Raw genomic sequence first — 22,533 nt, 5'->3', positions numbered from 1 at the left:
CCGAATGCACCATGCTTGAGGGTGAAGATGAACACAGCCGATCCCGAACCCGACGCAGACGCCGACGCCGAGCGGGCGCCGGCGGCCAAGCCTGCCCGCAAGCGGCCGCTGCGGCTGATCCAGCGCACGCTGAACAAGGCGTGGGACGGCAACATCTTCTCCGAGTCGGCCGAAGCCGCGTTCTGGCAGACGCTCTCGCTGCCCCCGCTGCTGCTCGGCCTGCTCGGCAGCCTCGGCTTCATCGGCGACTGGTTCGGCCAGGGCGTGGTCACCGCCGTGCACGACCGGATCATCGCCTTCTGCGCGCAGATCTTCAGCTCCGACGTGGTAACCAGGATCATCGAGCCGACGGTCAACGACATACTGACCATCGGCAAGGGCGAGATCGTCTCGATCGGCTTCCTGATCTCGCTGTGGGCCGGTTCCTCGGCGATGTCGTCGTTCGTCGACGCGATCACCGTGGCCCACGGCCAGTACGGCGTGCGCAACGAGGTCTGGCAGCGGATCTTCGCACTGCTGCTCTACCTGGTCATGCTGGTCTTCCTGGTGGTCGGGCTGCCGGTGATCGCGATCGGGCCGGACCTGCTGCCGGAGTTCTTCCCCGAGAGCTGGAAACCGACCGTGCGGGACCTGGTCGGCACGCTGTACTACCCGGTGCTCGGCGCGGTGCTGGTGCTCGCGCTGGCCACGCTGTACAAGCTGGCGCTGCCGCGGAAGCTGCCGTGGCACCGCGGCCTGCCCGGCGCGGTGCTGGCGATGGCGATCTTCCTGCTCTCCAGTGTCGGCCTGCGGATCTACATCTCCTGGATCACCACCACCGGCTACACCTACGGCGCGCTGGCCACGCCGATCGCCTTCCTGCTGTTCACCTTCTTCATCGGGCTGGCCGTGGTCGGCGGGGCCTACTTCAACAGCGCCATCCAGGAGCTGTGGCCGGCCAAGATGACCCGGCGGCAGCGGCGCAAGTGGCGGCGGCTGGAGATGGAGCGGGCCAGCGAGCGGCTGCGCACCGAGGAGGGCCGCAAGCTCTGGGAGCGCACCACCATCCCGCTGCGGCGTCCGCGCAAGCACGAACCCGAGCCAGACGCCGAGCCGCCGGGTGACGCGGACGAGTCGGCCGAGCACCCGGTGCGACCGGCCGAAACCCCGCCCTCATCCCAAAGTAGGACGTGAATCCACTCCTCGGTTGAGCCGCGGGTACGCCCGGTGCTGACAGTCTTTGGCGGTGCCGCGCAGTGGCGTGGCGAGTCATTGCACCGTAGGGGGTTCCCGTCATGTCCGCGCTGGCCAAGCTCAGCCTCCGGAACAGAAGCCTGATCGGCCTGCTGGCCATTCTGGTTCTCGGCTTCGGCGCACTCGCGCTGCCACAGCTCAAGCAACAGCTCTACCCGTCGCTGCAACTGCCGAGCGCGGTGGTGGTGACCCCGTACCCCGGCGCCTCCCCCGACGCGGTGGACCGGCAGCTCACCCAGCCGATCGAAGGCGGGATCCAGGGCGTCACCGGGGTCGAGCAGGTCACCTCCACCTCGGCCGAGGGCGCGTCCACAGTGGTCGTCCGGTTCGCCTACGGCACCGACATCGACGCTTCGGTGAACCAGTTGCAGCAGGCGGTCAACCGGCTGCGCCCGCAACTGCCGGAGAACACCGAGTCCACGGTGACCGCGGGCGGCACCGACGACATCCCGGCGGTCATCCTGGCCGCCTCCGCGCCCGGTGACCAGCAGCAGTTCGCCCAGCGGCTGAACCGGGAAGTGGTGCCGGAGCTGCGCAAGATCACCGACGTGCGTGACGTGACGGTCACCGGCGCGCAGGAGAAGACGGTCACCATCGACGTCGACTACGCCAGGCTCGCCGCGGCCGGGGTGGACCCGACCGCGCTGGCCACCGCGCTCAAGACCGCGGGCGCGGCGATCCCGGCGGGCACGGTCGAGGACGGCGATCGCACGCTCACCGTCGAGGTCGGCGGCGGACCGGTCACTGTGGACAGTCTGCGGAACCTCCAGCTCTCCCCCACCGCGAAACTCGGTGACGTGGCGAACGTGGAGCCCTCGCTCGCGGCCGCCGGCTCGATCACCCGCACCAACGGCAAGCCGAGCCTCGGCATCAACGTCACCATGGTCACCGACGGCAGCGCGGTCGCGGTTTCCGAGGCGGTGGCGGAGAAACTGCCCGGGTTGAGCCAGAAACTGGGCGCCGAGCTGACGCCGACCTTCGACCAGGGCCCGCAGGTTGCCGAGGCGGTCAGCGGGCTGACCACCGAAGGCCTGCTGGGGCTGCTCTTCGCCGTCGTGGTGATCCTGCTCTTCCTGCTCTCGGTGCGCTCCACCCTGGTCACCGCGGTGTCCATCCCGCTGTCGGTGGTGGTGGCGCTGCTCGCGCTGTGGGCCGGCGACCTCTCGCTCAACCTGCTCACCCTCGGCGCGCTGACCATCGCGGTCGGGCGCGTGGTGGATGACTCGATCGTGGTGCTGGAGAACATCAAGCGCCATCTCGGTTACGGCGAAGGCAAGCAACGCGCGGTGCTCAACGGCGTGCGCGAGGTGGCGGGCGCGGTCACCGCGTCGACACTCACCACGGTCGCGGTGTTCCTGCCGATCGCCTTCGTCGGCGGCATGGCGGGCGAGCTGTTCGCCCCGTTCTCGCTGACCGTCACCGTGGCGCTGCTGGCTTCCCTGCTGGTTTCGCTGACCGTGGTGCCGGTGCTGGCCTACTGGTTCCTCAAACCGCCGAAGGCCGCGGCGTCCGCCGAGGAGGCCGAGGCGAACCTCCAGCGCGCGCTGGAGAAGGAGCGGCGCGGGCTGCTGCAGCGGATGTACGTGCCGGTGATCCGGTTCGCCACCCGCCGTCGGCTGACCGTGGTGCTGCTGTCCCTGCTGATCTTCGCGGCCACCATCGGGCTGACCACGAAGCTGGAGACGAACTTCCTCGACGACGGTGCCACCACCACGACCAGCCTGAGCCAGAAGTTCGAGCCGGGCACCGGCCTGCAGACCCGCGAGCAGGCCGCGATCCGCGTGGAGCAGGCGCTGGCGGCCACCGGCGAGGTGGAGAAGTACCAGGTCACCGTGGGCAACGACCCGCTCGCCGCGATGTTCGGCGGTGGCGGGGCGAACACCACGAGCATCAGCATCACGGTCAAGGAGGGCACCGATCTCGACGCCTTCGAGAACCGCCTGCGCGACACCCTGAACGGGCAGCAGGGCCTCGGTGAACTCGAGTTCGGCGGCGCCGCGGCGGGCCCGGCCTCGGACGAGGTGTCGGTGACCGTCACCGCGCCGGACGAGGCGTCGCTGCGACCGGCCGCCGACGCGGTGGAGCGGGCGTTCGGCGAGGTCGGCGGGCTGACCGCGGTGACCAACGACCTCGCCGCGGGCATGCCGCGCGTGCAGATCGAGGTCGACCAGGTCAAGGCGGCCCAGCGCGGGCTGAGCGCGACCACCATCGGGCAGCTGGCGAACCAGGCCGTCGCCGGGCAGACGGTCACCCAGCTGCCGGTCGACGGCACCCGGACCGACATCGTGCTGCGGACCGGGGACAAGCCGGGCGACGCCGCGGCCGTGGCCGCGCTGCCGATCCCGTCCGCCACCGGGATCGTCCGGCTGGACCAGGTGGCCACCGTGCGCACGGTGGACGGGCCGACCGAGGTCAAGCGCACCGACGGGGAGCTGAGCACCACCGTCTCGGCGAAGGCGACCGGTTCCGACCTGGCCGCGGTGACCAGGGACCTGACCGGGAAGCTGGACGCGCTGGCGCTGCCGGGTGGCGCGGCCTACTCGCTCGGCGGGGTGAGCCAGGAGCAGAACGAGGCCTTCGCCGAGCTGGGCCTGGCCATGCTGGCGGCGATCGCGATCGTCTTCCTGATCATGGTGGCCACCTTCCGCAGCCTGGTGCAGCCGCTGATCCTGCTGGTGTCCATCCCGTTCGCGGCCACCGGGGCGATCGGCCTGCTGCTGCTCACCGGCACCGCGCTCGGCCTGCCCGCGCTGATCGGCATGCTGATGCTGATCGGCATCGTGGTGACCAACGCGATCGTGCTGATCGACCTGGTCAACCAGTACCGCGAAGAGGGCATGAGCGTGGCCGACGCGGTGGTCGAGGGCGGCAGGCGGCGGCTGCGGCCGATCCTGATGACCGCGGCGGCGACCATCTTCGCGCTGGTGCCGATGGCGCTCGGGCTGACCGGGCAGGGCGGGTTCATCGGGCAGCCGCTGGCGATCGTGGTGATCGGCGGGCTGGTCAGCTCGACGGTGCTGACGCTGATACTGGTGCCGACGCTCTACACCATGGTCGAAGGGCGCAAGGAACGGCGGCGCGCGAAGAAGGCGCCGCGCACCGAAGCACCGGAACTGGCCGGCGCCCACTAGGGCAGCCGAGTGCCGTGAATGTGGCTTCACAGCGGATTCCGCAGTGAAGCCACATTCACGGCCTCAACGGGCTCAGTCGCCGCCCGGGCGAAGGCCCTCGTAGATCTTCTTGCAGTCGGGGCACACCGGCGAGCCCGGCTTCGGCGACTTCGTCACCGGGAACACCTCTCCGCACAGCGCCACCACGTGATTGCCCATGACCGCGCTTTCGGCGATCTTGTTCTTCTTCACGTAGTGGAACATCTTCGGGGTGTCGTCGTCCGTGGTGTCGGTGCCCTCTGGACGGGTGTCGACTTCCGGCAAGGTCTGCGTACTCACCCCTCCATAATGGCAGTATCGGCGCCATGTTCCAGAAGGTGCTTGCCAGCTTCGGCTCCGGCGGCGCGCGGCTCGACGCGCGGCTGACCGATCGCGCGGTCCAGCCGGGCCGCCCGCTCCGCGGTGAGGTCCTGCTGCTCGGCGGCGAGGTCGACCAGGAGATCAACGCACTGGGCCTCCGGCTGATCGCCAGGGTGGAGATCCCGTCGGACCGCGGTGAGCCGGAGATCGGTGATCTCGCGTTCGGCGACCAGCACTTGGCGGGCAACGAGGTGATCCGGCCCGGCCAGCAGGTCCGGCTGCCGTTCGAGATCGCCCTGCCGTGGGAGACGCCGATCAGCAGCGTGTTCGGCAAGCCGCTGGCCGGGATCGCGGTCGGCGTGCAGACCGATCTCGACCTGGCGGGCAGCGTGTCGGACCCGCGGGACGTGGACGCCGCGTCGATCGAGCCGCTGCCCGCGCAGAAGCGCCTGCTCGACGCGATGAGCCGGATCGGCTTCACCTTCACCGGCGCGACGCTGGAGAAGGGCCGGATCAACGGCGTCACCCAGCAGCTGCCGTTCTTCCAGGAGATCCGGTTCAGCCCGTCGCAGCGGTTCGCGCCGGTGTTCGAGTCGGTGGCGGTCACCTTCCTGTCGAACCCGACCGAGACCACCGTGGTGCTGGAGGTGGTCAAGCGCGTCCGGGTGAGCAAGACCGGCGGCTTCGGCGGGCGCGGCCAGGAGTTCCTCGGCTCGTTCAAGCTCGACCACGCGAACATCGAGCGGATCCCGTGGGAGAAGCAACTCGAAGGCTGGCTGCACGAAGTGGCCAAGGCACGCGGGATCTTCGACTGAACGCCCGGGAGGCCTGGCTGCAGGCACTGGTCACGCTCGGTGGAGACCTGGAGGTCGGCGCCCGCGCGGCCGTCGAACTCGCCACCCAGTACGCCCAGCCGCACCGGCGCTACCACACCACCGAGCACCTGGAGGCCGTGGTTCGCGACAGTGCGGAAATCGGTGCTGACCTGGGGTTGAGCGCCCGTGACCAGGCGCTGGTCGCGCTCGCGGCGTGCGCGCACGACGTGGTCTACGACGCGAGCCCCGGCCACGACGAGCGGCACAGCGCGGACTGGGCGGTGAGCTGGCTGGAAGCGGCCGGGCTGGCCGGATCGGACGTGCTCCGGGTCGAGGAGCTGGTGCTGACCACGCTCGGGCACGACGCCCCCGCCGAGGACCTGGCCGCGTCCGCGCTGCTCGACGCCGATCTCGCCACCCTCGGTGCGCCGGACGCCGCGTACGACGAGTACTCGGCGAACGTGCGCGTGGAGTACGCCGCCGTGCCCGAGCCGGACTGGGCGGCGGGCCGGGCGAAGGTGCTCGCGCGGTTGCTGGCGCGGGACCCGCTGTACCGCACCGCGCTCGGCCGGTCGCGCTGGGAAGCCGCGGCGAAGCGGAACCTGGCCAGGGAGCTGGCCGTGCTGCGGACCCGGGCAGCACCGCCGTCACCTGATCGGTGAGGATGTCCCTCTGTGACCGATTACCTGACCGTGGCCCCCGAAGTGGCCGACGCCCTCGCCGACGGCCGTCCCGTGGTGGCGCTGGAAAGCACGATCCTCTCGCACGGCCTGCCGCCCGGCCGGAACCTGAAGGTGGCCGCCGAACTGGAGCGCGCGGTGCGCGGCGCGGGCGCGGTGCCCGCCACCATCGCGGTGCTGGACGGCCGCGCGGTGGTCGGCCTGTCCCCCGCCGAGCTGGAGCGGGTCTGCGCCGAGGACGCCGGACTGGACAAGCTCTCGTGGCGTGACCTCGGCCCGGCGCTGGCGCTGGGCGGTTCGGGCGCGACCACGGTGGCCGGCACCTCGGCACTGGCGCACGCGGCGGGCATCGGCGTGTTCGGCACCGGCGGGCTCGGCGGTGTGCACCTGCCGCTGCCCGGCGCCACCGGCACCTGGGACGTCTCCGCCGATCTCGGCGCGCTGTCCCGGCTGCCGGTGCTGGTGGTCTGCTCCGGGGTCAAGTCCATTTTGGACATCGCGGCCACGCTGGAGGTGCTGGAGACCAACTCGGTGCCGGTGCTGGGTTACCGCACCGGTGAGTTCCCCGCCTTCTACCGCCGGTCCTCCGGCTTCGAGCTGACCTGGCGCGTGGACGACGCCAAGCAGGCGGCCGCCGCCTTCTCCGCGCACCGGCGGCTCACCGATTCCGCCGCACTGCTGGCGAATCCGATCCCGGAAGAGTTCGAAATGGACGCTTCGCTGCACGACCGGCTGCTCGCCGAGGGGCTCGAGCTGCTGCGTGAGCGCGAAGTGCTCGGTTCGGACGTCACGCCGGTGCTGCTGGAGCACTTCCACACCGCCAGCGGCGGGGTGAGCCTGGACGCGAACGAGGCGCTGGTGGTGTCGAACGTGCGGCTCGCCGCCGAGGTGGCCGTGGAGCTGAGCGCATGATCGTCGTGGTCGGGGACACCGGGCTGGACGTGGTCGCCCAGCACGACGGGCCCATCCTGCACGGCGGCGACGTGCGCACGAAGGTGCGGTTCGCCGGTGGCGGCGCGGGCGCGAACACCGCGATGTGGCTGCGGGCGGAGGGCGCCGAGACGACGCTCGTCGCGCGCATCGGCGACGACGCCGGCGGACGGCTGATCCGCGCGGAAATGGAGGCGGCCGGGGTCCGGTGCGCGCTGGCCGTGGATCCCGATGCCACCACGTGCTGCGTGGTCGTGCTGGTGGACAACGACGGCCAGCGGAGCTTGCTGCCGGACCGGGGCGCGAACGCCCGGTTCTGCCCGGAGGACGTCACCGAGGAAGCGCTGGAAGGTGCCCAGCACCTGCACCTCTCGGGATACGTGCTGCTCGACGCCACGTCGAGGCCCGCCGGTCTCGCGGCGCTGGCGGCGGCGAAGCGGGCCGGGATGACCACCTCGGTGGACCCGCAGTCGGCGCCGCTGCTGGGCGACGGCGCGCAGTTCCTCGAGGACGTGCGCGGGGTCGACCTGCTCATGCCGAACGCCGCGGAGCTGGCCGCGCTGACCGGTTCCGGTGACCCGGCAGCGGCGAAGGCGCTGCTCGGCACGGTCGGCGAGGTCGTGGTCACCTCGGGCATGGACGGCGCGAGCTGGGTCAACGGGGACGGTGTGGTCTCGGTGCCGGCGGAACCCGCCGAGTGCATCGACTCCACCGGCGCGGGCGACGCCTTCGACGCCGGGGTGCTGGCCGCGTGGCTGTCCGGCTCGTCGCACGTGGAGGCGCTGCGCGCGGGGGTCCGCCTCGGCGCCAGGGCGGTCGGCAAGGTCGGCGCCCAGCCCTGAGTTACCGGGAGGCGGGAGGTCAGCCGTCGATCACGCGGTGTTCGCGCTGTTCGATGGCCTTGGCTTCCCGCTGGTACCGGCTGACCTCTTCGGCCTTGCGCGGCGGCCGGTCGTTCGCGATCAGCACCGCCACCCACGGCAGCGGGATCGACAGCACGATCAGCCCCAGCGCCAGCCACCAGGTGTGGTAGAAGACCCCGGCCAGGATGAGGCAGGGGAAGCGCAACCCCATCATCAGCATGTACTTGCGCTTCCTGGCGCTGAGCTGTTCCTCGTACGACGCCTGCGCCTCGGTGATCAGCACCGGCGCGGAAGTGCCTCGCGGCTCGCTCACCACACCACCTCCAACCCCTCTATGCTCCCACTCCGCCCGCTCATCCGACAGCCGGGTGCGCCAGGCGGTGCAACGCGCCGACCACGAGCGTCTCCACCCCGGCGGACAGCGTCGGGTGCGGCAACGGGGCGAAGCGCGGCGAGTGGTTCGACGGCACGTCCGCCTCGAACCGGCCGGCCGCCATCGCGGTCAGCACCAGCTCCGGGTCCAGACCCCCGACCAGCCAGTACACCGACGGCACCCCGGCCGCGGTGCCGAACTCGCCGAAGTCCTCGCTGCCGGTCACCAGCGGCGCCTCCAGTACCCGGTCCGCGCCGAAGTGCGCCCGGAACGCCTCGGTCAGCGCATCGCTGGCGGCGGCGTCGTTCCTGGTCACCGGGAAGCTGCCGATCTCGGTGATCTCCGGCGGCTTCGGCGCGCCCGCCACCGCCGCCTCGCCGTGCACGATGCGCTCGATCGCGGCGAGCACCTTCTCGCGCACGGTCTCGTCGAAGGTCCGCACGTTGACCTCGATGACCGCGTCGTCGGCGATCACGTTGTGCGTGGTGCCGACGTGCATCGAGCCGACCGTCACCACCGCGGACTCGTTCGCCGAGATCTCCCGCGACACGATCGTCTGCAACCGCATCACCACGGACGCGGCCAGCACCGCCGGGTCGACCGTGGTCTCGGGCCGTGAACCGTGCCCGCCGCGCCCGTGCAGCACGATCCGCAGCGCGTCGGTGGCGGCCATGATCACGCCGGGCCGGGTGAGCACCCAGCCCGCCGGTCCCGGCACCACGTGCTGGCCGAGCACCACGTCCGGCCGCCCGCCCAGGTCGAACAACCCGTCGGCGATCATGCCCTCGGCCCCGCCGCCGACCTCCTCGGCCGGCTGGAACACCACCTGCAGCGTGCCCGACCAGGCCTCGCGGTTCGCGGCCAGCAACGCCGCCGCCCCGGTCAGCCAGGTGGCGTGCATGTCGTGCCCGCACGCGTGCATCACGGGCACCTCCTGCCCGTCGGCACCGGTGACGCGCACCGTGCTCGCGTACTCCAGCCCGGTTTTCTCCTCGACCGGCAGCGCGTCGATGTCCGCGCGCAGCATGACCGCCGGACCAGGACCGTTGCGCAGCACGCCGAGCACACCGGTCCGCCCGACACCCCGGTGCACCTCGTACCCGGCGGCTTCGAGGCGGTCGGCCAGCAGCCCGGCGGTCCGGTGCTCGGCGTAGGCCAGTTCCGGGTGCCGGTGGAGGTCGACGTAGAACGCTTCCAGGTCCGGCAGGAGCGCGGTCAGGCCGTCCAGCACCTCGGTCATCCCTTGTCCTCCCAATGGCTCAGGTCTTCGGCGTCCAGGCCGAGGTCACGGCGCATGTCCGCACGCAGCAGGCGGTATTCGCGCTGGCCCTTGTGCCACTTCTCGAGGTCGTCCTCGCCCTCTTCCAGCAGCTTGGCGGCGAGATCGAAGCGCGGCAGCATCGACTCCTTCAGCTTCACGCGGATCCGCTCGGGTGCGTGCAGGTTCACCGGCCCGAGGGCGAGGCGCGCCTTCGAGATGACCTCACGCAGGTCATCCTTGAGGACCGGGTCCTTCTTCGATTTCCGCATCCGGAACAGGGCGAAGTCCAGCGCTTCGACCACGCCGATCAGCTCGGCGTAGGCCTCCGACCGGGCTTCGTGCGTGCGCTCCTCCTTCTGCCGCTGCCAGCGCAGGTCCTCCCGCTGCTGTTCGCGACGCCAGCGCCGTTCCTCGCGGAAGGTGGTGATCACCTGCGCGGTGACCACACCCGCGACACCGAGCACGCCGACCAGGATCGGCACCCAAAGTGGTACCTGTGCCGAAGACATGGCGCCCAACCTAGTGGTCCGGCCCATGGGATCATGCGCACTCGTGAGCGATCATCCCGTGTTCTCCCCCGATTTCCGCGCCCGCCTGCGTGACGCGCTGCGCGAAGCCCGCTACGACACCGACGGGGTGGTGGACGCGCTCGGCGGTGCCGCGCACGCCGCGCTCGGCCGCGGCGAGCCGGAACTGGCCTTCCGCGCCAGCCGGGACGCGGGTGCGCTGGGAGTGCTGATCCGGCTGTTCCTGCTGGGCTCCACCGAAGCCGAGCCTGCCGTCGCGGACGCGCTGCCGCTGGACGGCGCGCTCGAAGCCGGGCTCGTGCGCCGCGCCCCCGACGGCATTCGCGCCGCGCTCGACCTCCGGCCGCACGGCGACGAGGACACCTCGTGGTGGGTGCTCTCCGACCTCGATTCCGACGTGCTCGGCGGCCCGGTCCCCGAGGACCACGTGCTCGGTGTCGGGCACGCCTCGCTCAGCCTGCTCCGCGCGACCAGCCGCCGTCCGGTCGGCAGCCTGCTCGACCTCGGCACCGGCAACGGCGTGCAGGCGCTGCACGCGAGCCGCCACGCCACCCGCGTCACCGCCACCGACATCTCCGAGCGCGCACTGGCACTGGCCAAGGCCACCTTCGAGTTGAACGAGGTGGACGTGGAACTGGCGCGCGGCGAGTGGTTCGCGCCGGTGGCGCGCCGCCGGTTCGACCAGATCGTCTGCAATCCGCCGTTCGTGGTCGGCCCGCCGCGGGTGGACTACGTCTACCGCGACTCCGGCCTCGCCGGTGACGACGCGAGCGCCCTCGTGGTCCGGCAGCTGCCGTCCTTCCTGAACGAGAGCGGCGTGGGACACCTGCTCGCCTCCTGGCTGCACCTGAAGGGCGAGGACTGGGCCGATCGGGTGCACCGCTGGCTGCCCGCGGGAACCGACGCGTGGTTCGTGCAGCGTGACGTCGCCGACCCCGGGCTGTACGTCGGCACCTGGCTGCGGGACGCCGGAATCGACCCGAAATCGCCGGAAGGACGCGCCAAGGCGGGCGCCTGGCTCGATTGGTTCCAGGAGAACAAGGTCGAGGGAGTCGGCTTCGGCTTTGTCACCCTGCGCCGGACCGCCGGCACCCCGACGGTGGTCTGCGAGGACCTGCGCCAGGCGTTCGACGATCCGCTCGGCGCCGAGGCGGCGGGGTGGCTCGATCGGGTGGACTGGCTGCGCGACCACCACGCGGAGTTGCTGGAAACGCGGTTCACCCTGCGGGACACCGTGGTGCTGGAGCGGGTGGACAACGCCACCGACGATGGCTGGGAGACCGCGATCCGCCGCCTGCACCGCACCGACGGGCCCGGCTGGCAGCACGAGCTGGACGAGCTGGCGACCGCGCTGCTGGCCGGTTGCCGTGGCGCGCTGCCGCTGGCCGACCTCCTGGAACTGCTGGCCTTCGGGCACGGTCAGCCCGTCGAGGAGCTGACCGAGGCGGCGCTGCCGGTGGTCCGCGAACTCGTCCGGCACGGCATGCTGCTGCCGGTGGCCGGCCGATGAGGGCCGTGGTCGCCAGGGTGACCGAGGCGAGTGTCACAGTCGACGGCGAGGTGGTGGGCTCCATCACCGAACCGGGACTGCTGGTACTGCTCGGCATCCGCACCGACGACACCGAAGAACAAGCCGCGACCATGGCCAGAAAACTGCACGAACTTCGCATACTTCGCGAAGAACGCTCCTGTGCGGACACCGGCGCACCACTGCTGGTGGTCAGTCAGTTCACCCTCTACGGCGAGACCCGCAAGGGCAGGCGGCCGTCCTGGGGCAACGCCGCACGTGGGGATATAGCGGAGAAACTGGTGGATTCGGTGGTTTCCGAACTGCGCGGGCGCGGCGCCGCGGTGGCCACCGGGAGCTTCGGCGCGATGATGTCGGTGCACAGCGTGAACGACGGCCCGTTCACCGTGCTGGTCGAGGTCTGATACGTGGTCTAGACCACAGCGAGACGCTGACTCCCCGCTGTCACACGAAAGCTACTGAGCCGTTCTCAGGAAAAGCTCAGGCTTGCTGGAGCAACTTCGGCCTCCCCGGAGCCGTCTTCTCTTCGACGGCTCGGGAACGTTTCGAGACACCGAGGCGTTGAACCGAATGTCCGGCCAGCCAGCCGGACTCACGAGACGGGTTCCACAGGCCCGTCCCGTGACGCACAGCGTTGGCGCGTGTGACGCCAGCCACACACGTCAGCCCGTGACCGGGGAGGCAGAAATGTCAGTCCAGACTCTTGAGCGCGAAGCCAGGGGCATTCGCCAGCGCAAGATTCCCAAGTCCGTTTCCGACGATACGGGCACTTCCTCCTCGAGCGCCACCTCGTTGGACGTACCGAGCACTCCGCCGCTCGCCGAAGGCGCCGACCTGGACGCCCAGAGTCCGGCCGCCGACCTGGTTCGGGTCTACCTGAACGGGATCGGCAAGACCGCGCTGCTCACCGCGGCCGACGAGGTCGAGATCGCCAAGCGCATCGAGGCGGGCGTGTTCGCCCAGCACATGCTGGACACCGCCGCGGACCTCACCCCGAAGCGCCGCGCCGAGCTGTCCGCGCTGGTGCGTGACGGGGCGGTGGCCAAGAACCACCTGCTCGAGGCGAACCTGCGCCTGGTGGTCTCGCTGGCCAAGCGCTACACCGGCCGGGGCATGCCGCTGCTGGACCTGATCCAGGAGGGGAACCTGGGCCTGATCCGCGCGGTGGAGAAGTTCGACTACTCCAAGGGCTTCAAGTTCTCCACCTACGCCACCTGGTGGATCCGCCAGGCCATCACCAGGGGCATGGCGGACCAGGGCCGCACCATCCGGCTGCCGGTCCACCTGGTCGAGCAGGTGAACAAGCTGGCCAGGATCAAGCGCGACCTGCACCAGCAGCTCGGCCGCGAGGCCACCAACGAGGAGCTGGCCGCGGAGTCGGGCATCGCCGAGCACAAGATCGCCGACCTGCTCGACCACGCGCGTGACCCGGTAAGCCTGGACATGCCGGTGGGTACCGAGGAGGACGCCCCGCTGGGCGACTTCATCGAGGACTCCGAGGCCACCGACGCCGAGAGCGCGGTGATCTCCGGCCTGCTGCAGGACGACCTGCGGCGCGTGCTGGCCACCCTGGACGACCGGGAGCAGCACGTGATCCGGCTGCGCTACGGCCTCGACGACGGCCAGCCGCGCACGCTCGACCAGATCGGCAAGCACTTCGGGCTCTCCCGCGAGCGCGTCCGCCAGATCGAGCGCGAGGTCATGTCCAAGCTGCGCCAGGGTGAGCGGGCCGACCGCCTGCGGGCCTACGCCAGCTGATCCACCTGGCACAACACGGACGGTGATCGTGGTGCACCCGTTCGGCCGCGTTGACTTATGACGTGCGTCACGAGACGGTCGGGAGCAGACCTCCCGATCGTCTCGGTTCGGGCCACATCAAAGTTTCGCGGTGGGTGCACCTCGCACCACACCGCTTTCCCCGGAAGGTCGGGTCCGTCGGGGTGGGCCCGGCCTTCCGTTTATCCGCCATCTTCGCCCTGAGGTACGGTTCCAGCACCGAAAATCCGCGTGCAAGGGAGCCCGCGCAGTGCCCGAACTGCCTGCCACCACCACTTTTCAGCACACCGAGGTCCTGCCCCTGCGCGAGGACACCGAAACCGAGTACCGCCTGGTCACCGCCGAGGGTGTCCGCGTGGTCGAGGCCGCCGGGAAGAAGTTCCTCGAGGTGGACCCGGCCGCGCTGACCCAGCTCGCGCGCACCGCGATCACCGACATCCAGCACCTGTTGCGCTCCTCACACCTGGCGCAGCTCCGCTCGATCGTGGACGACCCCGAAGCCAGCGGCAACGACCGCTTCGTCGCGATGGACCTGCTGCGCAACGCCGCCATCTCGGCCGGCGGGGTGCTCCCGATGTGCCAGGACACCGGCACCGCCATCGTGATCGGCAAGCGCACCGAGCGGGTGCTCACCGGCGGGAACGACGAAGAAGCCTTGTCCCGCGGGATCTTCGACGCCTACCAGGAGCTGAACCTGCGCTACTCGCAAATGGCGCCGGTGAACTTCTGGGAGGAGCGCAACACCGGGACGAACCTGCCCGCTCAGGTCGAGCTGTACCACAAGGACGGTGACGGGGACCCGAAGTACGAGTTCCTGTTCATGGCCAAGGGTGGCGGCAGCGCCAACAAGACCTTCCTGTACCAGGAGACCAAGGCGGTGCTGAACCCCAAGCGCCTGGCCAGGTTCCTGGACGAGAAGCTGCGCAGCCTGGGCACCGCGGCCTGCCCGCCCTACCACCTGGCGATCGTGGTCGGTGGCACCTCGGCCGAGTTCAACCTCAAGGTGGCCAAGCTCGCGTCCGCGCGTTACCTGGACGACCTGCCCACCGAGGGTTCCCCGCTGGGCCACGGATTCCGCGATGTGGACCTCGAGCAGCAGGTGCTGGAGATGACCCGCGAGTTCGGCATCGGCGCGCAGTTCGGCGGCAAGTACTTCTGCCACGACGTGCGGGTGATCCGGCTGCCGCGGCACGGCGCCTCCTGCCCGGTGGGCGTGGCGGTGTCCTGCTCGGCCGACCGCCAGGCCAAGGCGAAGATCACCGCCGACGGGGTGTTCATCGAGCAGCTGGAGCGCGACCCGGCCCGCTTCCTGCCCGACGTCACCGAGGACGACCTCTCCGGTGAGCTGGTCGAGGTCGACCTGAACCGCCCGATGGCCGAGATCCGCGAGCAGTTGTCCGCGCTGCCGGTGAAAACGCGGCTGTCGCTGACCGGGCCGCTGGTGGTGGCGCGGGACATCGCGCACGCGAAGATCGCCGAGCGGCTGGACGCGGGCGAACAGATGCCGCAGTACCTGCGGGACCACCCGGTCTACTACGCCGGCCCGGCCAAAACGCCGGACGGGTACGCCTCCGGCTCGTTCGGCCCGACCACGGCCGGGCGGATGGACTCCTACGTCGAGCAGTTCCAGGCGGCCGGCGGTTCACTGGTGATGCTGGCCAAGGGAAACCGCTCGAAGAAGGTGACCGCCGCGTGCCAGGCACACGGCGGTTTCTACCTCGGCTCGATCGGCGGCCCGGCGGCCCGGCTCGCGCAGGACTGCATCAAGAAGGTCGAAGTGCTCGAATACCCCGAACTCGGCATGGAAGCCGTGTGGAAGATCGAGGTCGAGGACTTCCCCGCGTTCATCGTGATCGACGACAAGGGCAACGACTTCTTCGCCGAGACCGCCGAGCCGGTACTGCAGATCTCGTTCCGCAGCTGAGTTTTCCCGGGCTGGGTGGGTGACCGCTCAGCCCGGGAACATCTCGGCGAGGCGGGCCAGTGACTTCTCGATGCCCACCTTGTTCCGCTTCGGGAACGGGCTGAGCGAGATCAGCAGCGGTACGCGCGCTGTCGACCAGTCGAAGGTCTCGGTGACCCGCGTGCGGCCGTCGTCGAGCGGGGTGAGCGCCCAGCGCCAGCGGTGACCGTTGAAGTGGCGCCAGGCGATCAGGCGCCCCTCCTCGAATTCGACCACGGTGTTGAGGATCTTGTACGAGGCGCCCATCTTCATGTCCATGCCGAACTTGGCGCCGAGCGTGAGCCGTTCGGGGCCACCGGACCGCGGTGCCAGCACCGTGCCGGAGCCGTCGAGCAGCGGGTGCTTGGCCGGATCCGCGAGCAGCTCGAAGATCTTGTCCGGGGTGGTGTTGATCGTCCGCGTGGACGAGACCTGACGTTGTCCCATGAGGACCACCCTAGGGTGGAATCGTTGCCAGAACAGGGTTGTGGCCGGGAACACGCCCCGACATGTTCCCGGCCACCGGCAATTTGGTCTTTCCCCGGTTACTTCTTGCGCTGCTCGTGCTCGAGCACCACGGTCCGCTCGCCGAGCGGCTGGTCCAGTTCGATGGTCAGCGTCGGGTAGCGAATGTCCATTGTGCACGCGACATTGCCACCGGGCTCCGTCTCGACGACGTTGACCACGACCTTCTCGGCGCTCTGCTCCTTCAACTCCAGGCTGGCCTTGCCGCAGCCACCTTCCTGGGCGCCGATGGAGAGCACCTTGCCATTGGACACCATGGCGACCTTCTTGGGGAAGCCCTCCGGGAGCTTCGCCGCGTCGATTTTCTGCTCCGGGATCGTGGTCCCGGCTTCGGGATTGCCCGGATCCGCCGGTTCCGCCCCGCCGGGCGCCCTGCTCACCGGGGGTGCCGGCTGCGGTTCACCAGGGGCGACCTGGTCTGCGGGCGCACTCGCGGCGGGCGGCGGCGGTGCGGCGGCGGGCTGACTGCCGTTCTGTGGGCTGGCGCAGGCCGTACCGGCGAGCAGGACGACACCGATGCCAACCATCTTCGCTGAGTACCTCATGCCCACTAGACGGAGCGGGTCCCGGGCCGGGTTGCACGGTACCTACTTTCGTATTGCGCACCGGGTTCCGCCGATCTTGGTGGTCCACTTAGGACAATTCAGAGGCCCACCTCGGCGGCGGTTTCCTCGGCGATCGCGGGCGAGCAGGTCATGCCGCGACCACCCGGTCCGGTGATCAGCCAGGCGTTGGCGCCGACGCGGGCGCGGTGCACCACCCGCTCACGGTCGGCGCACTGGGCGTAGACACCGGCCCAGCGGCGCACGATGCGCGGCAGCGGGCGGCCGAGCAGGTCCAGCGCCACGGCGTTGAGGTGGTCGTAGGGCTCCTCGGTGACGTCGAAGGCGAACGGTTCCTCGTACTCGTGGGTGTCGCCGATGGTCAGGCCGCCGTCGCGGCGTTGCACCATCAGCAGCTGCATCCCGTGCCCGGCGGCGATTTCGGGCTGCGGCTGGGTGCTGTTGAGCCGGTCGAGCGCGGGACCGCGGTAGGCCGGGTAGTAGCGGAGGCTGTCGCCGTCGGCGACCGAAGTGGTGAGCGGAATGCCGAGCGGGGCGGTCTGCGCCATCTGCAGGCGAACGCGGCGCACCGGGATCTCCCCGGCCAGCTCGCGGACCAGGCCACCGAGGGCGGCGCCGGTGCAGAACAGCACCACGTCGCCGCCGTGCCACTCGCCGGTCTGGTCGACCACGCCGAGTTCGGCGAGCCCGCGGACCTCGCGACCGGGCAACCAGGTGTAGCGGCCGGTCGCGGTGAGGTACTCGCGCAACGCGGGCTGCGCGGTGCGCGGCTCGACGGCCGCGTCGCGCTCGCACCACAACGCGCCAAGGTAGTCGCCGCCGAGCGCTGGGTTGATCGCACGCGTCTCTTCGGCGTCGACCAGCTTGAACCCGCGATCCGCCGCTTCGCTCCCACCGGCTACTTCGGCGGCGACGGCCAGCTCGGCTTCAGTGCGCAACACGGTCAGGGAGCCGTTGGCGCGGAAGCCCAGGTCGGGCACCTTGGCGCCGATGCGCTCCCACAGCTCGCGGGCGCGCAGGGCCGTGGCCAGCTCCGGCCCGGACGCGCGGCCACCCACCCAGACCAACCCGAAGTTGCGCACGGACGCGCCACGGGCCTCCAGCTCACGGTCGAGCTGGATCACCTCGTGACCGCGCTCGATGGCCTGCCAGGCGTGCATGGTGCCGAGCACCCCGCCACCGGCGATCAGAATTCGCATGCCGCCGACGCTCGCTCCCGCCGCTGAACGCCCCGTGACCACCCGGCGAACGCGAACTGAACCCGCCCGCAATATTGGACCGAACCAGTTATCTTTTTGTTACCTCACGGCGTCAGGCGGGTGGTGAAGCTGAGCCGGTCCCCGCGGAACAGGGAGCGCACCCGTTCGAACGGCCGTCCGTCCGGTCCCCACGAAACCCGGTGCATGAGCAACATGGGCAACGCCGGGTTCGTGCCGATCAGCAGGGCTTCCCGCGGTGTGGTCAGCACCGTTTCCAGCCGCTCGTCCGCCCCGCCGAAGCGCACGTCGAAGTGGTCCCGCAGGCACGCGTACAGCGACTCGGCCGGGTCGAAGATCTCCAGCAGGCCGGGAAACCGGTCGGCCACCAGGTAGGTCGACTCCAGGCCGACCCGTTCGGCGTCGGCGAGCAGGACGCGTTCGATGTGCACCACCCGGTCGTCGCGCGCGATGCGGAGTTCGGCGCCGAGGTCCGCCCCGGCCGGCACGGTTTCCAGGGTGATCAGCGTCCGCCCCGGCCGGATGCCCTGCTGCCGCAGCCCCTCGGTGTAGCTGACCAGTGCCAGCGGCTGCACCAGCTTCGGCCCGGCGACGAAGGTGCCGCTGCCCTGCCGCCTGCTCAGCCGCCCCTCCAGCACCAGCTCCCCCACCGCCTGCCGGATCGTCGCCCGCGAGACGTCGAACCGCTCGCCGAGTTCGCGTTCGGTGGGCAGCGCGGCGCCCTCCCCCAGTTCGGCGATCAGCCCGAGCAGCTCGACCTTCACCGCGTAGTACCGCGGGATCCGGCCGTGCTCGGGGATGCCGTCACGCACCGGCCCGCCCCCGCTCGCCGGTGGTTGGGTGTTCGAAGTCTCAGGCACGAGGAGTCACCCTAACCCGCTGACCTCGTAGGGTGAGCGCCGTGAGCGAAAGCCTCAAGCGACGGCTCGGCACCGGCGACGCGGTGTTCATCGGGCTCGGTTCGATGATCGGGGCCGGGGTTTTTGTCGCCTTCGCGCCCGCCGCCAGGGCCGCCGGGTCGGGACTGCTGATCGGGCTCGCCATCGCCGCGGTGGTCGCCTACTGCAACGCGACCTCATCGGCCCGCCTCGCCGCGCTCTACCCGTCTTCCGGCGGCACTTACGTCTACGGGCGCGAGCGGCTCGGCGAGTTCTGGGGTTACCTGGCCGGTTGGGGCTTCGTCATCGGCAAGACGGCGAGTTGCGCGGCGATGGCGATCGCCGTGGTCAGCTACGCCGCGCCCGGTCTCGGCCAGCCGTGGCGCGGTGCGTTCGCCGCCGCGGTCGTGCTGGCGGTGACCGCGCTGAACTACCGCGGTGTGCAACGGTCCACTTTGGCCATGCGGGTGATCGTGTCGGTCACGCTGACCGTGCTCGCCGCGGCCGTGGTGGCCATCTTCGCCGCCGGTGACCCGCAACCGGCGAACCTGCGGCTGAGCACCGGCGGGGTGCTCGAAGCAGCCGGGCTGCTGTTCTTCGCCTTCGCCGGGTACGCGCGGATCGCCACGCTCGGCGAGGAGGTCCGCGACCCCGCGCGCACGTTGCCCAGGGCCGTGCCGCTGGCGCTGGGCATCACGCTTGTCGTCTACGCCGTGCTGGCGGTCGCGCTGCTGCTGCAACTCGGGCCCGCCGCACTCGCCGCCTCGACGGATCCGGTGGCGCAGGCCGTTCCGGCGTGGCTTTCCCCGGTGGTGCGGGTCAGCGCCGCGCTGGCCGCGCTCGGCGCGCTGCTCGCGCTGGTGCTCGGCGTCTCGCGGACCACGCTGGCGATGGCCCGCGACGGCCACCTGCCGCGCGGGCTCGCCGCCGTGCACCCACGCTTCGGCGTGCCGCACCGCGCCGAAGTCACCGTCGGCGTGGTCGTCGCCGCGCTCGCCGCGGTGGCCGACCTGCGCACGGCGATCGGCTTCTCGTCGTTCGCCGTGCTGGTCTACTACGCCATCGCGAACGCGAGCGCGTTCACCCTCGGCCGCGTGGTCGGCGGCGTCGGCCTGGCCGGGTGCGTGGTGCTCGCGTTCAGCCTCCCGCTCGCGTCCGTGCTCGCCGGGGCCGGGGTGCTGGCCCTCGGCGCGCTCGCCTACCTTGTTTTGTCCAAACGGGACAGTGCGGCCGCGTAGTCGCGGACCAGTTCGTCGATGATCTCCGCCACCGGCCGCACCTGGTTCATCCGGCCGACGATCTGGCCGACCGGCATGGACACCACGCTCGGGTCGCCCGCCGCGTGGATTCGGTTGTGCGCGTGGGAAACCAGCAGGTTCTGCAACGGCATCGGGAGCGGGGCCGGGGCGTCCTCGGCCGCCCATGCCTCGGTCCAGCGTGTCTTCAGCAGGCGCGCCGGCTTCCCGGTGTAGATCCGGGTGCGCACGGTGTCCGAGGACTTCGCGTCGAGAAGCGCCCGTTGCATGGCTTCGGATTCCGCCATGGTCTGGAGGTATTCCTCGGTGGTGAGCCAGATCGAGCCGGTCCACACCCCGGACGCGCCCAGCGCCAGTGCCGCGGCCACCTGCCGCCCGGAACCGATGCCACCGGCGGCCAGCACCGGCACCCGGTCACCGACCGCGTCGGCGATCTCCGGCAGCAACACCATCGAGGCGATCTCCCCGGTGTGCCCGCCCGCTTCGTAGCCCTGCGCCACCACGATGTCCACGCCGTTGTCGACGTGCCGCACCGCGTGCTCGGCCTTGCCCGCCAGCGCCGCCACCGGCACCCCGTGCTGGTGCACCTGCTCGATCACGTCCACCGGAGGCGAGCCGAGCGCGTTGGCGATCAGCTTGATCGGGTGCTTCAGCGCCACCTCGACGTGCGACCGGGCCACCGAGTGCAGCCAGCCGAGCACGCCCTCGCGCTCGTCCGCGCCACCGGGCAGCTCGGGCACCCCGAGCTGCGCCAGCGTGCGGTCGACGAACTCGCGGTGCTCCGGCGGGATGAGCTTGCCGAGGTCGACCGAGCTGCCCTCGTCCGGGATCTTCGCCGGCATCACGATGTCCACCCCGTACGGGCGGCCACCGGTGTTGGCGTCCATCCAGTCGAGCACGCGGTCCAGCTCGCCGGCGTCGTTGAACCGGACGCAGCCCAGCACCCCGAGCCCGCCCGCGTTGGTCACCGCGGCGGCCACGTGCTCCGACGGGGTGAACGCCACGATCGGGTGCTCGATGCCGAAGGTGTCGCAGAGTTCCGTGTGCATCAGCCCGCCTGTCCTGCTACCAGCCCGGTAGCCGGTTCGTGTTCCGCCGCGTACTTCTGGGCCCACTGGTAGTCGGGCTTGCCGGTCGGCGTGCGCCCGATCTCCTCGGCCAGCCACACCGTGCGCGGCACCTTGTACCCGGCGACCTCCTGCCGGATGTGCGTCTCCAGCGCGGCCAGGTCCAGCGTGCGGCCGGGCCGCACCTGCACCACCGCGGCCACCCGCTGGCCGAGCCGGTCGTCCGGCACGCCGATGACCAGTGCGTCGAAGACGTCGGGGTGCGACTTCAGCGCGCCCTCGACCTCCTCCGGGTAGACCTTCTCGCCACCGGTGTTCACGCACTGCGAACCCCGGCCGAGCAGGGTCACCGTGCCGTCGCCCTCGTAGCGCGCGTAGTCGCCGGGGATGACGTACCGGGTGCCGTCGATCTCGGTGAAGATCGTCCGGGTCTTCTCGGGATCGTTGTAGTAGCCGATCGGCACGTGCGCGCGCCGCGCGATCCGGCCGACCGCGCCCGGTTGCGGGTCGATCACCTGGTTGTCGTCGTCGAGCAGGACGGCCTGGCTGCCGAAGTTCACCCGCGGGCCGGCACTGTGGTCGCTGCCCTTTGCCACCATGCCGATGCCGGTGAACCCGCTCTCCGACGAGCCGATCGCGTCGGTGACCACCAGGTTCGGGAAGGTGTCCAGGAACTGCTGCTTGACGCTCTGGGAGAACAACGCCGCGTGGCTGGACAGGGCCACCAGCGATGAGGCGTCGTAGTCGCCGTCCCGGTAGGCCTCGATCAGCGGCCGGGCCATCGCGTCACCGACGATGGTGAGCACCTGGACGCGGTGGCGCTGCACCGCCTTCCAGACCTCGTGCGGGTCGAACTGCACCACGAAGACCACCGGACTGCCGGTGAACAACGCGCCGAACGCGGCCCACTGCGCGGCACCGTGGATCAGCGGGGCCACCGGGAAGCGCACCAGGCTGCTCGCCTTGCCCTCTTCGGCGAGCTGCCACTCGTCCTTGACGTACTCGCCGGTGACGAAGTTGATGCCGCCGCCGAGCGCGCGCCAGATGTCCTCGTGGCGCCACAGCACGCCCTTGGGATAGCCGGTGGTGCCGCCGGTGTAGAGGATGTAGAGGTCGTCGGCACTGCGCTCGCCGAAGTCGCGCTCCGGTGAGTTCTCCGCGAGCGCGGTCTCGTAGGGAACGCCGCCGTAGGAAGAGAAATCGGCGTCTGTGCCGTCTTCGATCACAACAACGTGTTCCAGTTTGGGACATTCCGGCAGTACGGCCGCAACTTTGCCCGCATACCGCCGTTCGTGTACGAGCGCCACCAGGTCGGCGTTGTCGAACAGGTACTTCAGTTCACTGTGGACATAGCGGTAGTTGACGTTGACCGCGATCGCGCGCAGTTTGTACGCGGCGATCATCGCCTCGAGTGCCTCGATGGAGTTTCGTGAATAGACGCCGATATGGGAATTTCTCCCCACACCACGCCCGGCGAGGTGGTGCGCCAGCCGGTTGGCGCGCGCCTCTAGTTCGGCGAAGGTGACCTGCCGATCGCCGCAGATGACCGCGGTGCGGTCCGGCACGGCGTCGACGGCGTGCTCGAGCAGATCTGCGATGTTGAGTGCCACCAGGCCAAACTAGAACATG

At 70.5% G+C, this 22,533-nt stretch carries 21 protein-coding genes; 11 read left to right on the top strand and 10 right to left on the bottom strand.

Features of this window, described 5'->3' with window-relative positions; translation table 11 throughout:
- Positions 1-27: 27 nt before the first annotated feature.
- Complete coding sequence (locus tag YIM_RS14545; RefSeq protein ID WP_153036986.1) at positions 28-1,173, top strand: YihY/virulence factor BrkB family protein; 1,146 nt, start codon at positions 28-30, stop codon at positions 1,171-1,173.
- A gap of 101 nt (positions 1,174-1,274) precedes the next feature.
- Positions 1,275-4,364 (top strand): efflux RND transporter permease subunit, encoded by a 3,090-nt coding sequence (locus YIM_RS14540; protein WP_153030871.1) that lies wholly within the window; start codon positions 1,275-1,277, stop codon positions 4,362-4,364.
- A 72-nt stretch (positions 4,365-4,436) separates the two neighbouring features.
- On the opposite strand, the gene YIM_RS14535 is transcribed toward YIM_RS14540, so the two are convergent.
- Entirely contained in the window at positions 4,437-4,682 is a 246-nt protein-coding gene (locus YIM_RS14535) for a DUF3039 domain-containing protein (protein WP_153030870.1), read from the bottom strand.
- Between the two features lie 26 nt (positions 4,683-4,708).
- Between YIM_RS14535 and YIM_RS14530 the strand changes: the two genes are divergently transcribed.
- Genes YIM_RS14530 through YIM_RS14515 form a run of 4 tightly spaced genes read left to right on the top strand, consistent with a single transcriptional unit; the run spans position 4,709 to position 7,970 of the window.
- Positions 4,709-5,518, top strand: coding sequence for a sporulation protein (locus tag YIM_RS14530; protein ID WP_153030869.1), 810 nt, complete (start codon positions 4,709-4,711; stop codon positions 5,516-5,518).
- Positions 5,455-6,180 (top strand): hypothetical protein, encoded by a 726-nt coding sequence (locus YIM_RS14525; protein ID WP_228004722.1) that lies wholly within the window; start codon positions 5,455-5,457, stop codon positions 6,178-6,180. The genes YIM_RS14530 and YIM_RS14525 overlap by 64 nt, the downstream gene beginning before the upstream one ends.
- A gap of 12 nt (positions 6,181-6,192) precedes the next feature.
- Complete coding sequence (locus tag YIM_RS14520; protein WP_153030868.1) at positions 6,193-7,110, top strand: pseudouridine-5'-phosphate glycosidase; 918 nt, start codon at positions 6,193-6,195, stop codon at positions 7,108-7,110.
- Positions 7,107-7,970, top strand: coding sequence for a carbohydrate kinase family protein (locus tag YIM_RS14515; protein ID WP_153030867.1), 864 nt, complete (start codon positions 7,107-7,109; stop codon positions 7,968-7,970). The genes YIM_RS14520 and YIM_RS14515 overlap by 4 nt, the downstream gene beginning before the upstream one ends.
- 19 nt (positions 7,971-7,989) lie before the next feature.
- Here the strand turns inward: YIM_RS14515 and YIM_RS14510 are convergent, their stop codons facing one another.
- Genes YIM_RS14510 through YIM_RS14500 form a run of 3 tightly spaced genes read right to left on the bottom strand, consistent with a single transcriptional unit; the run spans position 7,990 to position 10,134 of the window.
- A complete protein-coding gene (locus YIM_RS14510; RefSeq protein ID WP_194240151.1) occupies positions 7,990-8,304 on the bottom strand; it encodes a DUF3099 domain-containing protein in 315 nt (104 codons plus the stop codon).
- Positions 8,305-8,344: 40 nt separating this feature from the next.
- Complete coding sequence (locus tag YIM_RS14505) at positions 8,345-9,604, bottom strand: amidohydrolase (RefSeq protein ID WP_153030865.1); 1,260 nt, start codon at positions 9,602-9,604, stop codon at positions 8,345-8,347.
- Positions 9,601-10,134 carry a hypothetical protein gene (locus tag YIM_RS14500; protein ID WP_153030864.1) on the bottom strand — a complete coding sequence of 178 codons (534 nt, stop codon included), beginning with the start codon at positions 10,132-10,134 and terminating at the stop codon, positions 9,601-9,603. The genes YIM_RS14505 and YIM_RS14500 overlap by 4 nt, the downstream gene beginning before the upstream one ends.
- A 25-nt stretch (positions 10,135-10,159) precedes the next feature.
- Here YIM_RS14500 and YIM_RS14495 point away from each other — a divergent pair, with 25 nt between their 5' ends.
- The 4 genes from YIM_RS14495 (at position 10,160) to YIM_RS14480 (ending at position 15,380) form a co-directional block, all read left to right on the top strand.
- Complete coding sequence (locus tag YIM_RS14495; RefSeq protein ID WP_153030863.1) at positions 10,160-11,662, top strand: class I SAM-dependent methyltransferase; 1,503 nt, start codon at positions 10,160-10,162, stop codon at positions 11,660-11,662.
- On the top strand, positions 11,659-12,084 hold the full coding sequence (gene dtd / locus YIM_RS14490; protein ID WP_153030862.1) for a D-aminoacyl-tRNA deacylase: 426 nt from the start codon (positions 11,659-11,661) through the stop codon (positions 12,082-12,084). The genes YIM_RS14495 and dtd overlap by 4 nt, the downstream gene beginning before the upstream one ends.
- Before the next feature lie 283 nt (positions 12,085-12,367).
- Entirely contained in the window at positions 12,368-13,438 is a 1,071-nt protein-coding gene (locus YIM_RS14485) for a sigma-70 family RNA polymerase sigma factor (RefSeq protein ID WP_153030861.1), read from the top strand.
- Positions 13,439-13,706: 268 nt separating this feature from the next.
- Positions 13,707-15,380, top strand: coding sequence for a fumarate hydratase (locus YIM_RS14480; protein ID WP_370468990.1), 1,674 nt, complete (start codon positions 13,707-13,709; stop codon positions 15,378-15,380).
- Positions 15,381-15,407: 27 nt separating this feature from the next.
- Here YIM_RS14480 and YIM_RS14475 read toward each other — a convergent pair whose 3' ends face one another.
- The 4 genes from YIM_RS14475 to YIM_RS14460 form a co-directional block, all read right to left on the bottom strand.
- Positions 15,408-15,845 carry an SRPBCC family protein gene (locus YIM_RS14475; RefSeq protein WP_153030860.1) on the bottom strand — a complete coding sequence of 146 codons (438 nt, stop codon included), beginning with the start codon at positions 15,843-15,845 and terminating at the stop codon, positions 15,408-15,410.
- Positions 15,846-15,943: 98 nt separating this feature from the next.
- On the bottom strand, positions 15,944-16,450 hold the full coding sequence (locus YIM_RS14470) for a hypothetical protein (protein WP_153030859.1): 507 nt from the start codon (positions 16,448-16,450) through the stop codon (positions 15,944-15,946).
- Between the two features lie 116 nt (positions 16,451-16,566).
- Positions 16,567-17,685, bottom strand: a complete 1,119-nt coding sequence (locus tag YIM_RS14465; RefSeq protein ID WP_153030858.1) for a TIGR03364 family FAD-dependent oxidoreductase — start codon at positions 17,683-17,685, stop codon at positions 16,567-16,569.
- A gap of 104 nt (positions 17,686-17,789) precedes the next feature.
- Positions 17,790-18,563, bottom strand: coding sequence for a GntR family transcriptional regulator (locus tag YIM_RS14460; RefSeq protein ID WP_153030857.1), 774 nt, complete (start codon positions 18,561-18,563; stop codon positions 17,790-17,792).
- 41 nt (positions 18,564-18,604) lie between these two features.
- Between YIM_RS14460 and YIM_RS14455 the strand changes: the two genes are divergently transcribed.
- On the top strand, positions 18,605-19,819 hold the full coding sequence (locus YIM_RS14455; RefSeq protein WP_228004720.1) for an APC family permease: 1,215 nt from the start codon (positions 18,605-18,607) through the stop codon (positions 19,817-19,819).
- Here the strand turns inward: YIM_RS14455 and YIM_RS14450 are convergent.
- The gene (locus tag YIM_RS14450; protein ID WP_153030856.1) at positions 19,780-20,886 is read right to left on the bottom strand and encodes a nitronate monooxygenase family protein; all 1,107 of its coding nucleotides are present in this window, start codon (positions 20,884-20,886) and stop codon (positions 19,780-19,782) included. The genes YIM_RS14455 and YIM_RS14450 overlap by 40 nt on opposite strands.
- Complete coding sequence (locus YIM_RS14445; protein ID WP_153030855.1) at positions 20,886-22,514, bottom strand: acyl-CoA synthetase; 1,629 nt, start codon at positions 22,512-22,514, stop codon at positions 20,886-20,888. The genes YIM_RS14450 and YIM_RS14445 overlap by 1 nt, the downstream gene beginning before the upstream one ends.
- Between the last annotated feature and the right edge of the window lie 19 nt (positions 22,515-22,533).

This window comes from Amycolatopsis sp. YIM 10 (genome assembly GCF_009429145.1).
Taxonomy (GTDB): domain Bacteria; phylum Actinomycetota; class Actinomycetes; order Mycobacteriales; family Pseudonocardiaceae; genus Amycolatopsis.
Note: the sequence above shows the minus strand (reverse complement) of the source record. Positions and strands in the feature narration are given on the sequence as shown.

Excerpts from the sequence above, each read along its gene's own strand:
- YIM_RS14545 (WP_153036986.1), top strand. The coding sequence starts at position 28 with ATGAACACAGCCGATCCCGAACCCGACGCAGACGCCGACGCCGAGCGG.
- YIM_RS14540 (WP_153030871.1), top strand. The coding sequence starts at position 1,275 with ATGTCCGCGCTGGCCAAGCTCAGCCTCCGGAACAGAAGCCTGATCGGC.
- YIM_RS14530 (WP_153030869.1), top strand. The coding sequence starts at position 4,709 with ATGTTCCAGAAGGTGCTTGCCAGCTTCGGCTCCGGCGGCGCGCGGCTC.
- YIM_RS14515 (WP_153030867.1), top strand. The coding sequence starts at position 7,107 with ATGATCGTCGTGGTCGGGGACACCGGGCTGGACGTGGTCGCCCAGCAC.
- YIM_RS14505 (WP_153030865.1), bottom strand. The coding sequence starts at position 9,604 with ATGACCGAGGTGCTGGACGGCCTGACCGCGCTCCTGCCGGACCTGGAA.
- YIM_RS14500 (WP_153030864.1), bottom strand. The coding sequence starts at position 10,134 with ATGTCTTCGGCACAGGTACCACTTTGGGTGCCGATCCTGGTCGGCGTG.
- YIM_RS14495 (WP_153030863.1), top strand. The coding sequence starts at position 10,160 with ATGGGATCATGCGCACTCGTGAGCGATCATCCCGTGTTCTCCCCCGAT.
- dtd (WP_153030862.1), top strand. The coding sequence starts at position 11,659 with ATGAGGGCCGTGGTCGCCAGGGTGACCGAGGCGAGTGTCACAGTCGAC.
- YIM_RS14485 (WP_153030861.1), top strand. The coding sequence starts at position 12,368 with ATGTCAGTCCAGACTCTTGAGCGCGAAGCCAGGGGCATTCGCCAGCGC.
- YIM_RS14475 (WP_153030860.1), bottom strand. The coding sequence starts at position 15,845 with ATGGGACAACGTCAGGTCTCGTCCACGCGGACGATCAACACCACCCCG.
- YIM_RS14470 (WP_153030859.1), bottom strand. The coding sequence starts at position 16,450 with ATGGTTGGCATCGGTGTCGTCCTGCTCGCCGGTACGGCCTGCGCCAGC.
- YIM_RS14465 (WP_153030858.1), bottom strand. The coding sequence starts at position 17,685 with ATGCGAATTCTGATCGCCGGTGGCGGGGTGCTCGGCACCATGCACGCC.
- YIM_RS14450 (WP_153030856.1), bottom strand. The coding sequence starts at position 20,886 with ATGCACACGGAACTCTGCGACACCTTCGGCATCGAGCACCCGATCGTG.